Origin of the sequence: Arthrobacter sp. Y81, from assembly GCF_002929335.1 — a bacterium.
GTDB lineage: Bacteria > Actinomycetota > Actinomycetes > Actinomycetales > Micrococcaceae > Arthrobacter.
This window is the reverse complement of record NZ_PJIL01000025.1, coordinates 18,029-31,489: the sequence shown is the minus strand read 5'-3', so window position 1 is coordinate 31,489 and position 13,461 is coordinate 18,029. Positions and strand designations below refer to the sequence as shown.

Below are 13,461 nucleotides of genomic sequence, written 5' to 3'. Positions count from 1 at the left end.
GCAGGCACCCGCCGCGGTTGGCGCCCATGCCCTCCCCGCGGCGACGCCCCGCCGTCGAAGCCCTGTTACGGGTGTTACTGGTGGGGTTTCAGTGACCGCACCGTGACCTACGGACCGGTAGCATTGCGATCCCGTATCAACGGCCCCCGCCACGGCGTCGGACTCTGGTTGACGGACGCGGCGCACCCTACGCTCGTGCTACTTGATCCAACCAGGCAATGACGCAGGGGGAAACCATGCAGTTCGATCTCAGCGCAGTAGAGACAGGCACTTTCGTGTTCATCGGAACGCTCGTGTTTGGCCTGCTGATCGTGGGTTTCATGATGTCGGCCGCTTTCGTGGCAATGGTGATGGTGGGGGTGGGCCGCTTTGCGTGGTTCGTCATAGCCGGCACCCTGCTGGGACTGGTCCACGGCATCAACCATCTTTGGGACCGCCTGGTGCACCACGCCTCCACCGTGGAACTCCCCGGCGACTTTCAGGGGCAGCCAGCCCCTAGCACGGGAACTTACCCGCGGGTAGCATTGAGGGACAGCTGAAGGGTTCCCCACCCCAGGCGGACCCAGGGCTCGAACCGGCCACCCCGGTTAGAGGAGATGCCCCGTGAGCTCTGCCACTGACAGTCCCGCCGCCGATGTTCCCGTAGCCCCGGAAAAGATCGGTCCCGGCGCCACCGAGGCCGATGCCCGGGCCATCACGGAGGCCGCCCGGGAAACCGCCTGGGACAGGCCTAGCTTCGCCAAGGGTTTGTATCTGGGGAACTTCGACCTCTCGCTGATACACCCCTGGCCCGAAGCCAGAACCGAGGATGTGGAACGCGGCGAGGAGTTCATGGCCCGTCTCACTGCCTACTGCCGGACCATGTCCGGCCGCTTGATCGAGCGGAACGCCTTAATCCCGGATGAATACCTTGCCGGACTGGCCGACCTGGGCGTCTTCGGCATGAAGATCCCCCGCGAATACGGCGGCCTGGGCCTTTCCCTCGTCTACTACGGCCGGGCGCTGGCCCTTCTGGGTTCGGTGCACCCGAGCCTCGGGGCGCTGCTGTCCGCCCACCAGTCCATCGGCGTCCCGGAGCCGGTTAAGGTGTTCGGCACTCCGGAACAGAAGCGGGAGTACCTGCCCCGCTGCGCCGCCGGCGCCATCACGGCGTTCCTGCTGACCGAGCCCGACGTCGGCAGCGACCCCGCCCGGATGGGCAGCACCGCCGTTCCCACGGACGACGGCGACGCCTACATCCTGGACGGTGTGAAACTCTGGACCACCAACGGCGTGATCGCCGAACTGGTGGTGGTGATGGCCCTGGTTCCGGGGCACACGGATTCCGACGGAACCGTCCACAAGGGCGGCATCAGCGCGTTCGTGGTGGAAATGGACTCCCCCGGCATCACGGTGGAAAACCGCAACGCCTTTATGGGGCTGCGCGGCATTGAGAACGGCGTGACCCGCTTCCACCAGGTGCGGGTTCCGGCGGCCAACCGGCTCGGCCGCGAAGGCCAGGGCCTGAAGATCGCGCTCACCACCCTCAACACGGGACGGCTGTCCATCCCCGCCCTCTGCGTGGCATCCGGCCGGTGGAGCCTGAAGATCGCCCGCGAATGGTCAAACGCACGCACGCAGTGGGGGCGGCCCGTGGGGAAGCATGAGGCCGTGGGCAAGAAAATCGCATTCATCGCCGCAAGCGCCTTCGCACTGGACGCCGTGTTCGAGCTGTCCGCCGAAATGGCCGACGCCGGCCAGAAGGACGTCCGGATCGAGGCCGCGTTGGCCAAACTCTGGTCCACGGAGATCAGTTGCCGGATCGCGGACGAACTGGTGCAGATCCGTGGTGGGCGCGGTTTCGAGACGGCCGATTCGCTGGAGGCCCGCGGTGAGAGGGCCGTACCGGCCGAACAGCAGCTCCGGGACCTCCGGATCAACCGGATCTTCGAGGGCTCCTCGGAAATCATGAGGCTCCTGATTGCCCGCGAGGCCGTGGATGCGCACCTCGCTGCCGCCGGGGACCTTGCCTCCGCGGATGCCAGCCTGTCCGATAAGGCCAGGGCCGCCGTCGGCGCTTCAGGTTTCTACGCTAAGTGGCTGCCCAAGCTTGTGGCGGGCGCAGGCATGGACCCGCGGTCCTACTCGGAGTTCGGCAGGCTCGCCAAGCAGCTGCGGTTCGTGGAGCGGTCCTCGCGGCGGCTTGCCCGGCAGACGTTTTACGGGATGGGCCGGTGGCAGGCCGGACTGGAGCACAAGCAGGCATTCCTGGGACGGATCGTGGATATCGGCGCCGAGCTGTTCGCCATGGCGGCCTGCTGCTCGCGAGCCGAAGGAATGCTCCACACGAACCCTGAGCGGGCCGCCACCGCCTACGAACTCGCCGAGGCCTACTGCGAGCAGGCGAGGGTCCGCGTTGACGAGTACTTCGACCAGCTGTGGCGGAATACGGACGACGCCGACCGCGGACTCACGGAAAAGGTCCTCGCCGGGGACTACACGTGGCTGGAGGCGGGGGTGCTGGACCAGTCCGAAGGCACCGGACCATGGATCGCCGACGCAGCCCCCCGGGCCACCGCGAAGGAGGACCTGCACCGCAAATACCGCTGATTCATAGGGGTTTTTCGCCCCGCCGCCGATGCTAAGCATCCTTGCTGCCGCCGTTGCGCCGTGGTTAGGTGGAGAAGAGACCATCATGCAGGTCTCCGCATAGCGGTGGCCGGCCCAACCGCTGGGTCCGGTTCAATCGATGAAAGCGAGAACGCCTGATGAGCAGCACAGTAGGGCCCGAAGACAGACAGTCGCGCCGCGCCGCCCGTGGCGAGGACGCCAACCGCGTGGACGGCGCCGGCCGTGAGGTCGGCACCGGGAACGTTGAAAACAGGAATGTCGAAGACAGGTTGGAGGGCCGGCGCAGCCCTACTGACGCACCGCGGGCCAGCCGGAAATACGACGCCGGAACGGACGACGACGACACCCGCGCCTATGCGGTGACGCCCACCGCCGAGTCCGCTGCGCTTGCGGACCCGAATGCCGCGACCCGCGAGACCGTAGTGGCCCGCGAGAAGGAGCAGTTCGGCGGCATCAAGATCGGCTCCGCCTTCTTTGGCTGGCTGGCTGCTACGGGCACGGCCGTGTTGTTAACCGCACTGGTCGCTGCGGCCGGAACGGCCGTTGGGCTTGCCACCAGCACCGACGTGAACGAGGCCGTCAATCAGGCCTCCTCCGACCAGACCGTGGGCCTGACGGGAGTCATCGTGCTGCTGGTCATCCTCTTCGTGGCGTACTACTGCGGCGGTTACGTTGCCGGCCGCATGGCACGATTCAGCGGTGCGAAGCAGGGATTCATGGTGTGGGTCTGGGCCGTGATCTTCGCAGTGATCATCGCCCTGCTGGCCATGATCGCCGGAGAACGCTTCAACATCCTGGCCAACCTGAACAGCTTCCCGCGCATTCCCGTTAATGAAGGGCAGCTGACCACCACAGGCATCATTGCCGCCGTCGTGGTGGCCGCAGTCGCCCTGGTCGGCGCAGTGGTGGGCGGCATGGCCGGTATGCGCTTCCACCGCAAGGTGGACCGTGCCGGATTCACCCCGGTGGAAGCTGACTCGGAACGCTAAAACCGGGGCTGCCACAGCGGAACGCTAGGAGGCCTCGTCGAGGTAGTACCAGCGCCGGTCCACGCGCAGGAACCGGCTCTTTTCGTGGTGGACTCCCCGCTCGCCATCGTGCCGGAAATGGGCTTTGAACTCCACCGTCCCTTCCGAGTCCAAGGGACCGCCGCGGCTGGTGGAAACAATGTCCAGCCGGCGCCACTCCATGGCCGGGTCCAGCTCGAGCTCCGCCGGCCGGGTGTCCGGGTGCCAGGTACGGAACAGGTAGGCGACATCCCGCACCACAAAGGCGCTGTACCGGGAGCGCATCAGCTGTTCCGCCGTCGGGGCCTCGTCACCGCGGTGGAACCGGCCGCAGCAGTCCGCGTACTGCTCACCGGACAGGCACGGACAGTTCCCGCTGAACGCAGGGGAACTGCTGTCCCTGGTTTCTTCGCGGCCTCCCGGGCGCGGGTTTTCAGGCTCGGTCTGCTGGGGCACGGAGCGTCCTTTCGGGGCTGTCGGTGGGCGCCAACTTGGCTGCTTCCGACTATATGCGCAGGCCAGACGGAAACGGCTGTGTCATATCGGATAACAGGTTCGACACAACCCGGCCGCGGACCTGTAATGCGGGCGTGTTGCACCGCAAAAGTCCGTATTGTTAAGGGGTGCCTATTGTCGGCGGATTACTGCCGGCACACGGGCGCAGCAGGCCCTGAGGAGAGGTAAATGGAAGATCCCAACACCATTGCCCTGAACCTGACATTTTTCGGCACGCTGGGTGTGGCGTTCGTCATGTTCATCGGCCTCTTCCTGGTTTTTGTGGCCACCCTTCTGATTGCCGGCCTCGGCCGGCTGGTCGGGGTCGCGGTTATGGCCTTGTTTGGCCGCCGCCCCGGCAAAACAGCCGGAACTGAAAACCCTGCCCGCGTCCCACGCCGGACGTTCAACCTGAAGACGTCCTGGGCGCCCTCCTCCCTCCGGGCCAAGCTGCGCACCGCAAGGGAAGAAGCGGCGCAGAAACGCGCCGCGCGCAGGGAAGCGCCTGCACTGTCCGAAGACTGGGCGGCAGCCGTTGCCCGGGCCGATGCTCGGGCGGCCGCCAGGGCCAGGGCTGCAGCGGCGCCCGAAGTGAAAGTCACGGTCCGCGATCTTCCCAGCCCGGACGCCCCGGTCGAGGAAGTCAGGGCCGTGGCTCCCCTCGTGGAGTCCGCCACGGACCAGCACGCCACCGTCAGGGCCATCCCGCGTTCATTTGAGAAGCCTCCCGGACCTGGTCCTTTGGCCATGCTGGATACCGGGTCCCTGGTCTCGCTGGCCGGCCACCCTGCCGCTTTGCGGGGCACATTGCCGGTGGAACAGCGCCGCGCCGGCTGATTGGCTGCCAGGAACCCGTTCACAAACCGTCATTGGCAGCTCCTGCGTTACCCCGGACTACGGAAAGCTAAGAAGTGCTTCGCGAACGGCCTGCGCACGGCTGATTTTGTATAGCCTCGTGACGATCCACAGCAATCAGCGTGGGAGTCAAACGTGAGGAAAACCGGGATGAGCCTCAACCAGCTACGGGTGTTCGGGCGCAGCGGAACGCTGATCAGCCCGCTCACTTTGGGCACCATGAATTTCGGCGAAGGCGCGCCGGCCGGCTCGTCCGCAGCAAACGCTGCCGCAGCGCACGGCGCCGCCCAGGGCTATGCGCCCACGGGTGCGGAGGAAAGCATCCGCATCATCAACGCGGCACTGGACGCCGGCATCACCGCAGTGGACACCGCGGACGTCTACTCGCAGGGACAGAGCGAGCAGGTAGTGGGGCGCGCCCTGAGGGGCCGCCGCGACGACGTGTTCATCGCCACCAAATTCCACGGCCAGATGAGCGCCAACCCCGCGCATTCCGGCAACTCGAGGCGGTGGATCATGCAGGCAGTGGAGGGCAGCCTCCGCCGGCTGCAGACGGACAGGATCGACCTCTTCCAGGCGCACCGTCCGGACTACAACACGGACGTCCTGGAGACCATCACGGCCCTGAACGACCTCATCCGCCAAGGCAAGATCCTCTACTACGGAACGTCCGTGTTCACTCCGGCGCAGCTGGTGGAGGCCCAGTGGTTGGCCACCACGAACCATCTCATCCCGCCCGTGGCGAACCAGGTTCCGTATTCGATGCTGGTCCGCGGCAATGAACGCGATGTCCTGCCGATTGCCCAGCAGTACGGTCTGGGCGTGCTGGCCTACGGTCCGCTGGCCGGCGGCTGGCTGTCCGGAAGCTTTGTGCTGGACGCCGGCAGACCGCCCACGCGGGTCCACTCCCTTCCTGGGCGGTACGACATCTCCGGCCCGGCGAGCGAGCGCAAGCTGCTTGCCGCGGATTCCCTGGCCCGGCTGGCGGACAAGCTGGAACTGCCGCTCGTGGACCTGTCGGTCGGTTTCGCACTGAACCACCCGGCTGTCAGCAGCGTGATTGTGGGTCCCCGGAGCGAGGAACATCTGCAGGCCTACCTGAGGGCCGCGGACACGGTGCTGGACGAAACCGTGCTGGATTCCATTGACGAGCTGGTGCCGCCCGGAACCAACTTCGTGGAGCGGGACGCCGGCGCCGTGGTCCCCTCCCTCGAGTACGCCGAACTGCGTAGGCGGTAAGCCGAAGGCAGCCGCCGGAAAACCCTTACCCCGAGCAACCAATTGGGCTACGGTGAAACCCATGGAATTCAGATACCTCGGCAACAGCGGCTTCAAGATCTCCGAAATCACCTTCGGCAACTGGCTCACGCACGGCTCCCAGGTGGAGAACGATGTAGCCACCCAATGCGTGCGGGCAGCGCTGGACGCAGGCATCAGCACCTTCGACACCGCCGATGTCTACGCCAACACGGCAGCTGAGACGGTGCTGGGCGAAGCGTTGAAGGACGAGCGCCGCCAGTCCCTGGAGATCTTCACCAAGGTGTTCGGGCCCACCGGGCCCAAGGGCCACAACGACGTGGGGCTGTCCCGCAAGCACATCATGGAGTCCATCAACGGTTCCCTGACGCGCCTCCAAACTGACTATGTGGACCTGTACCAGGCGCACCGCTATGACTATGAGACGCCGCTGGAAGAGACCATGCAGGCGTTCGCGGACATCGTCCGGCAAGGAAAGGCGCTGTACATCGGCGTCAGCGAATGGACAGCCGACCAGATCAGGGACGGCCATGCCCTGGCCAAGGACCTTGGATTCCAGCTGATCTCCAACCAGCCGCAGTACTCCATGCTCTGGCGGGTCATCGAAGCCGAGGTCATCCCGACGTCCGAAGAACTGGGCCTGTCCCAGATTGTATGGTCCCCCATCGCCCAGGGCGTGCTGAGCGGCAAGTACCGGCCCGGCAAGCCGGCACCGGAGGGAAGCCGCGCCACGGACTCCAAGGGCGGCGCCAGGATGATCGAACGCTGGATGTCCGATGAAGTGCTCAGCGGAGTCCAGCGGCTCAAGCCGATAGCAGCGGAAGCCGGGCTCACCATGGCCCAGCTGAGCATTGCATGGGTGCTGCAGAACAAGAACGTCGCCTCGGCCATCATGGGCGCGTCCCGTCCCGAGCAGATTGCCGGCAACGTGGCGGCCGCCGGCGTGAAGTTGGACGAGGCCATCATGGTCAAGATCGACGACGTCATCGGGTCGCTGGCCGAACGCGACCCGGCCCAGACCAAGTCGCCCGCGTCCCGCGAGGCCTAGCCGTGGCGGACACGGGAACCACCACAGGCATAGGAACGGGCACCGGGTCAGGCGGATCACTGCCGGAGCTGGCCGTCACCGGCTCCACCGGGCAGCTCGGCGGACTCGTGGCCAGGGTCCTCGCCGGCGCCGGGCAGCCGCAGCGGCTGCTGGTGCGCGACGCCGCGCGGGCCCCTGACCTTCCGGGCGCCGTTCCGGTGGTCTCCGCCTACGCGGACCCGGTGCTGGCGAGGTCCTCGCTCGAGGGTGTGAAAACCCTCTTCATGGTGTCGGCCTCCGAAGCCGAGGACAGGCTCCGGACTCATTTCGCGTTCGTGGACGCAGCAGCCGCGGCCGGGGTGCGGCACGTAGTCTATACCTCCTTTTTCGGAGCGTCCGCTGACTGCACGTTCACACTGGGCCGGGATCACTACGCCACCGAGGAGCGGATCAAAGCCGCCGGCCTGGACCACACGATCCTGCGGGACAACTTCTACCTCGACTTCCTGCCCCTGCTCACCGGAGAAGACGGCGTCATCCGCGGCCCGGCGGGCGACGGCGTGATGGCGGCCGTGGCCCGCGCGGACATTGCCCGGTGCGCCGCGGCGGTGCTGCGTGACCCGGCGCTGCACGTGGGCCGCACCTACGATCTGACTGGGCCGGAGGATATCTCCCTGCAGCGGGCCGCGGAACTGCTCACGGAAGGCACCGGCCGAACCATCAGCTACCGCAATGAAACCGTGGAGGAAGCGTACGCGTCGCGGGCGCCGTACGGCGCCCCCGGATGGCAAGTGGATGCCTGGGTCAGTACCTACACGGCCATCGCCAACGGCGAACTTTCGGGCCCGACGTCGGACGTTCATGTCCTCACGGGCAGGGAGCCCCTGGGGTTGGCGGACTTCCTCAAGGAGGCGCACCACCTCTAGCTGCGAAGGACCGGAGACTGGCCTTGACGCACCCGCGGAGGCGGCGTAGACCTGTGAACACGGGCTATGCCCGCCACAGCATCCGCACCATCCAGAATCCGGCCCTACCCAGAAACGCAGTGCCATGACGAAGCAGATTTCCCGGCGCCGCCAGACCGAAAAACCCGCGGCGCATACCGGAGAACCCACGAACGGCCCGCTCACTGCAGAGGAACTGCAGCTTGCGGTCAGGAACCATTCAATGCCGCTGGAGGCCCTGCGGGAGGACGTCACGCCACCGGGGCTGCACTACGTCCTGACGCATTTCGACATCCCGTTTGTTGACGCCAATGCCTGGCATTTGCGGATCGGCGGCGCCGTGCAACGGGCCGTCGAAATCAACCTCCGGGCGCTCCGTCGGGACCCCGCCATCAGCATTCCCGTCACCCTTGAATGCGCCGGCAACGGCCGGTCGCTCCTCCGGCCGCGCCCGCTAAGCCAGCCGTGGCGGCTCGAAGGCGTGGGAACCGCGGTGTGGACCGGTGTTCCGCTGGCATACCTGCTGGCCCAGGCGGGGGTAGATGAAGACGCGGTCGAAGTGGTGTTCACGGGCGCCGACGACGGCATCCAGGGCGGCGTCCGGCAAAAGTACGGGCGCAGCCTGCCGATCAAGGAGGCGATGCGTCCCGACGTCGTGCTCGCGTACGAGATGAACGGCCGCGAGCTGCCCCCGCAGCACGGCTTCCCGCTGCGGCTGGTGGTGCCCGGCTGGTACGGCATGGCCAGCGTGAAGTGGCTGGAATCCATCCAGGTGGTGACCCACGCCTATGACGGCTTCCAGCAGTCGGTCGCCTATCGCTACCAGAAGGATGCGGACGACGCCGGTGCACCGGTCACGCGCATCAAGGTCCGGTCACTCATGGTTCCGCCAGGAATCCCGGACTTCTTCACCCGCAGCAGGGTCCTTTCCGCCGGGCCGGTGATGCTCAAGGGCAGGGCCTGGTCCGGCGAAGGTTCCGTGGTTCGCGTCGAGGTGGGGATCGACGGGAAGTGGGTGCCGGCGCATCTCGGGCATCCCGCGGGTCCGTTTGCGTGGTGCGACTGGACGTTGCCGTGGGTGGCGGACCTGGGCGAGCATGAACTCGCCTGCCGGGCCACCGATTCCACCGGATCAATGCAGCCGCTGGAGCAGGCGTGGAACTACCAGGGCATGGGCAACAACGTGGTGCAGCGCGTCAAAGTGAGCGTCGAATAGCGGCCGCTGGCCAGTCCCCAAACAGCCGGGTCAGCAGCCTTCGAAATCCGTCAGTACCTTCACCTTGGACGCCGAGGCGGACGAGGGGTCGAAGGTGTAGCCGAGCCATTCCCGGGCCAGCCTGCGGGCAAGTTCCACGCCAACAACGCGCTGGCCCATGGTGAGCACCTGGCAGTCATTGGAGAGCACCGAACGCTCCACCGAGAACGAGTCGTGGGCCGTGGCTGCCCGGATCCCGTCCACCTTGTTCGCGGCGATGGCCACGCCGATTCCCGTGCCGCAGAACAGGATGGCCCGGTCGGCACGGCCGTCTTTGATCATCTCCCCGGCGGCAATCCCCACGTACGGGTACGGAGTGGAGAACTGCTCAGGGGCATCGCTGCGGTTGACGCCGATATCGATGATCTCGCTGACCCGGGGATCGTTGCGCAGGTCCTCCGCAATCCGGTCCTTGTAGTCCACGCCGGCTTCATCGGCGCCCAGGATGAGTCGAATGCCCACGGTCTGTCCTTCCCCGGTCATGACGGTGTTCCTGCGGGCTGGCGGGTTGCCGGCCCAGCCGCTTGGGCAGCAACCGGCGCTGTAAGGTGCGCTCCCATGACGGTGAAGATCATGGCCAGTGACGTGGCACCGGGGTCCGCGGTGCCGAGGCTCTTTTCGGCGAGCGGCCGGGCGCGGCCCTTGAGCGGACGCAGCGAAGCCGTGGCTTCCGCCGCCGCAGTGGACACGGCGGCCGCTTCGGCCCACGCCGTTGCAGCACGCTGCTCACCATGGTGGCTGCCGTCAGCCAGCAGCCGGCTGAACGTTTCGGCGAAGGGCAGGAGGGCGTCCACCATGGTCTTGTCCCCGATTTCCGCTTTGCCGAGGCCGGTGATCCTTGCCGCAAATGCGCTGACGGCGGCGGCCAGTTCCGAGGGCCCCGGTGCCAGCTGGTTGCCGAGCGCTTCGCCGAAGGACCTCAGCCCGGCGCCCCACAGCACGCCTGAGGTTCCGCCGGCCTTGTCCGCCCAGGCATCTCCGGCGGCTGCCAGGACAGCTCCCGCGCCGGCGCCGCGGGCAGCGGCATCCGCCGCCGCAGCCGTGGCCGCGTCGATGCCGCGGACCATTCCGCGGCCGTGATCTCCGTCGCCGGCCACGGCATCCATGTCCCCGAGGCGCGCTTCGGCGCCGTGCAGGGAATCCCGGGCGGCAGCGAGGGCCGCCATGCAGTTTGCCGCATAGCCGCGCGACTCTTCGGTTGCTTCGAAAGCATTGGGTGCGGCGGCGCCGTCGGACTCTTCCTCCGCCAGCTGCTCCCCGGACTGGAGCGCGGCGTTGCCCCTGCGGTAGGCCGGCGTCTCGGCCGGTGCGGTCCACAGCGGCTCAAGTTCGTCGTCCAGCCAGGTGATGGTGAGGGAGACACCGGACATGTCCAGGCTGGTGACCAGTTCGCCCACTTCCGGCATCACCAGCGTGTAGCCCGCGGCGCGGAGCAGCGGGGCAATGGTGAGCCAGAGGACAAAGAGTTCCTCGTGCTTGGTGGAACCGAGGCCGTTGAGGATGACGGCGATGCGGTCGCCAGCTCCGTGCGGGGTCTCGGCCAGCAGCCGGGAGACGAATTCCTGGCCCAGCTCTTTGGCGGGCGGCAGTTCGGTGTCGAACAGGCCGGGCTCGCCGTGGATGCCCAGGCCCAGGCCCATCTGCCGGTCCTTGAGGGTGAACAGCGGGTTTTCGGCGCCCGGGAAGGTGCAGCCGTGGAAGGCGCTGCCGATGGTGCGGGTCAGGCTGTTGGCCTTGCGGCCAAGACGCACGACGTCGGCCAGGTCCGCACCTGCTTCGGCCGCCGCACCCATGATCTTGAAGACGGTGAAGTCGCCCGCAATGCCGCGGCGTTTCTCCGATTCCGACGGCGGGGCGCTGGCAACGTCGTCCGTCACCAGGACGTTTTCTACCTGGATCCCCTCCGCAGCGAGCCTTTCGCTGGCCATGCCGAAATTCAGCACATCCCCGGCGTAATTGCCGTAGGTGAACACCACTCCGGCGCCTGACTCCGCGGCCTTGGCCACGGCATAGGCCTGCTGCGCGGAAGGCGACGTGAAGATGTTGCCCACCACGGCGCCGTCGGCCAGTCCGGTGCCGATCAGGCCGGCGAAGGCCGGGTAGTGGCCCGAACCGCCGCCCGCAAGGACAGCCACCTTGGGCTTGGCGGGGCGGCGCCAGCGCACGGCGCCGCCGGTTACCTGGCGGACCAGGTCGGCGTGGACGTCGCAGAACCCGGCAAGGGCTTCCTCTGCGAAGTCGGAGGGATCGTTGAAAATTCTGGTCATGGCGGGCTCTCTACCTTCGGCGGGAACGGCTGCTAGTGGATGTGGCTTCCGCCGTTGATGTCGATGGTGGTTCCGGTCAGGTACGCCGATTCCTCGGAGGACAGGAAGGTGATGACAGCGGCGATTTCCTCGGTGGTGGCGTTCCGGCCCAGCGGAATGCCGGCGTTGATGGCGGCCTCCTGCTCCTCGGTGCTGCCCACGCGGATGTTGGTGTCCACGGCTCCAGGGGTGATCGCGTTGACGGTCACGCCGGTGGCGCCGATTTCACGGGCCAGCGCCTTCGTGAAGCCCAGGATGGCGGCCTTGGCGGCGGAGTAGGGGACCTTGCCGAACACGCCGCCGCCGCGCTGCGCGGAAACGGAGGACATGTTGACGATCCGGCCCCAGCCGCTGGCGATCATGTCCGGCAGGAACGCCTTGGTGACGAGGTAGGTGCCGGTGGAGTTCACGGCCATGACCTTGTTCCACAAGTCCAGGGTGGTCTCCAGGAACGGCACCGGGGAGGTGATGCCGGCGATGTTGGCCAGTGCGCCCACCGGGGGAAGATTGCCGGCGCTGACTTCTGCCTTGACGGCTGCGTAGGCGGCGTTGACGGAGCCCTCATTGGCGACGTCGATCTCGTGGCCGAAAGCCGGGACGTTGAATTCGTTGCCGATTTCTGCGGCGACCTTGGCGGACTTCTCGCCGTCGAGGTCCAGGATCACCACTCCCCAGCCCTGGCTTGCGTAGCGGCGTGCGGTGGTGATGCCGATGCCGCGATCCGAGGTGGCCCCGGTGAGGACGGCGGTGCGCTGGATGGTGGTAGTCATGATGCTCCTTGATGGGGTGGTGTGTCTTTTGATGGAATCGATTGCTCCATAAGCGCCGTTTTGAGGGTCCAAAAGGGCCTCTACGGAGCAATCGGTGGTCAGACGAGGTCGGTGATGAAGCTCGCCGCTTTGGCGGCGGCGGCGGGCCGTTCGTCGTGGGTGACGTCCCGGGTTTCCAGTTCGAGCGAAAAGTGGCCGGTGTAGCCGCGGTCTGCGAGCGCGCGCAGCCCGGCGGCGAAGTCCGCGTGGCCGTTGCCGATGCTGAGGTTGATGTTTCCCGGCACGGCGTCCCTGAGGTGGACGTGGGCAATCCGGCCGTCGTGCCGGTCCAGGTATTCGAGCGGTTCCTCGCCGGCGGCGACGATGTGGCTGAAGTCCATGACAATTCCGACGCCGGAACCTGCCAGCCGCTGCGCCAGCAGTTCCGCGCGCTCCAGGTTCCAGCAGAACCTCAGGAAGTGCAGGGATTCGGTCCAGAGTTCGACGCCGAATTCGGCGGCGCGCTGTCCGGCGTGGATGAGCTGGGCCGCGATCGTGTCCAGATCTTCGTCCACGCTCCGTACGGGGTCGTGGCCCAGGGCGCCGCACGGAAGGACCAGCGCCTTTGCGCCCGTGTTGGCCGTGAGGGTGAGCAGGGCTTCCAGGTGCCGTTCGCGGGCAGCCTGTTGGCCGGCGTCGAGCACTGCATTGAGGTCCCCGATATCGCCGTTGACCGAGCGGACCCGCAGCCCCGAGGCCGCAACGTCAGCGGTAACTGCCTCGACGGCGTCCCCGTCGAGTTCATAGGGGACGTGGTCGCACACGCCGGGGAGGGCGCCCAAGTCGATTTCGTCGAAGCCCAGGGAGCTGATGGTCCGCAGGGCGGTGCGCAGGTCCTGATGGCGGAAGCTGATGGACGAGCAGCCAAGGCGGGAATTGAACATCGTCGTTGATCC

Annotated in this window: 13 protein-coding genes; 8 read left to right on the top strand and 5 right to left on the bottom strand. The window is 66.9% G+C overall.

All coding sequences use genetic code 11. The features are described from left to right. Positions 1-236 precede the first annotated feature (236 nt). The 3 genes from CXQ91_RS22015 to CXQ91_RS22005 all read left to right on the top strand — a co-directional run bounded on the left by CXQ91_RS22015 (position 237) and on the right by CXQ91_RS22005 (position 3,599). Entirely contained in the window at positions 237-539 is a 303-nt protein-coding gene (locus CXQ91_RS22015; RefSeq protein WP_104176024.1) for a hypothetical protein, read from the top strand. A 64-nt stretch (positions 540-603) separates the two neighbouring features. Next, positions 604-2,589: an acyl-CoA dehydrogenase family protein gene (locus CXQ91_RS22010; RefSeq protein ID WP_104176005.1), complete on the top strand. Its 1,986-nt coding sequence runs from the start codon at positions 604-606 to the stop codon at positions 2,587-2,589. Positions 2,590-2,747: 158 nt separating this feature from the next. Next, on the top strand, positions 2,748-3,599 hold the full coding sequence (locus CXQ91_RS22005; protein WP_104176004.1) for a TIGR04086 family membrane protein: 852 nt from the start codon (positions 2,748-2,750) through the stop codon (positions 3,597-3,599). Between the two features lie 24 nt (positions 3,600-3,623). On the opposite strand, the gene CXQ91_RS22000 is transcribed toward CXQ91_RS22005, so the two are convergent. Beyond that, complete coding sequence (locus CXQ91_RS22000) at positions 3,624-4,073, bottom strand: YchJ family protein (protein WP_258074213.1); 450 nt, start codon at positions 4,071-4,073, stop codon at positions 3,624-3,626. Positions 4,074-4,301: 228 nt separating this feature from the next. Here CXQ91_RS22000 and CXQ91_RS21995 point away from each other — a divergent pair, with 228 nt between their 5' ends. The 5 genes from CXQ91_RS21995 to CXQ91_RS21975 all read left to right on the top strand — a co-directional run bounded on the left by CXQ91_RS21995 (position 4,302) and on the right by CXQ91_RS21975 (position 9,411). Continuing rightward, on the top strand, positions 4,302-4,949 hold the full coding sequence (locus tag CXQ91_RS21995; RefSeq protein ID WP_104176003.1) for a hypothetical protein: 648 nt from the start codon (positions 4,302-4,304) through the stop codon (positions 4,947-4,949). Between the two features lie 168 nt (positions 4,950-5,117). Beyond that, positions 5,118-6,206, top strand: coding sequence for an aldo/keto reductase (locus CXQ91_RS21990; protein ID WP_104176002.1), 1,089 nt, complete (start codon positions 5,118-5,120; stop codon positions 6,204-6,206). A 61-nt stretch (positions 6,207-6,267) separates the two neighbouring features. Beyond that, complete coding sequence (locus CXQ91_RS21985; protein ID WP_104176022.1) at positions 6,268-7,272, top strand: aldo/keto reductase family protein; 1,005 nt, start codon at positions 6,268-6,270, stop codon at positions 7,270-7,272. 2 nt (positions 7,273-7,274) lie between these two features. Further along, positions 7,275-8,177, top strand: coding sequence for an SDR family oxidoreductase (locus CXQ91_RS21980; protein ID WP_258074212.1), 903 nt, complete (start codon positions 7,275-7,277; stop codon positions 8,175-8,177). A gap of 124 nt (positions 8,178-8,301) precedes the next feature. Then, a complete protein-coding gene (locus CXQ91_RS21975; protein ID WP_104176001.1) occupies positions 8,302-9,411 on the top strand; it encodes a sulfite oxidase in 1,110 nt (369 codons plus the stop codon). A gap of 30 nt (positions 9,412-9,441) precedes the next feature. Here CXQ91_RS21975 and CXQ91_RS21970 read toward each other — a convergent pair whose 3' ends face one another. The 4 genes from CXQ91_RS21970 to CXQ91_RS21955 form a co-directional block, all read right to left on the bottom strand. Beyond that, entirely contained in the window at positions 9,442-9,933 is a 492-nt protein-coding gene (locus CXQ91_RS21970; RefSeq protein WP_104176000.1) for a ribose-5-phosphate isomerase, read from the bottom strand. Next, positions 9,930-11,717 (bottom strand): dihydroxyacetone kinase family protein, encoded by a 1,788-nt coding sequence (locus CXQ91_RS21965; protein ID WP_104175999.1) that lies wholly within the window; start codon positions 11,715-11,717, stop codon positions 9,930-9,932. Before CXQ91_RS21965 ends, CXQ91_RS21970 begins: the two co-directional genes overlap by 4 nt. A gap of 32 nt (positions 11,718-11,749) precedes the next feature. Then, positions 11,750-12,526, bottom strand: coding sequence for an SDR family NAD(P)-dependent oxidoreductase (locus CXQ91_RS21960; RefSeq protein WP_104175998.1), 777 nt, complete (start codon positions 12,524-12,526; stop codon positions 11,750-11,752). A 98-nt stretch (positions 12,527-12,624) separates the two neighbouring features. Continuing rightward, a complete protein-coding gene (locus tag CXQ91_RS21955) occupies positions 12,625-13,449 on the bottom strand; it encodes a sugar phosphate isomerase/epimerase (RefSeq protein ID WP_104175997.1) in 825 nt (274 codons plus the stop codon). Positions 13,450-13,461 lie beyond the last annotated feature (12 nt).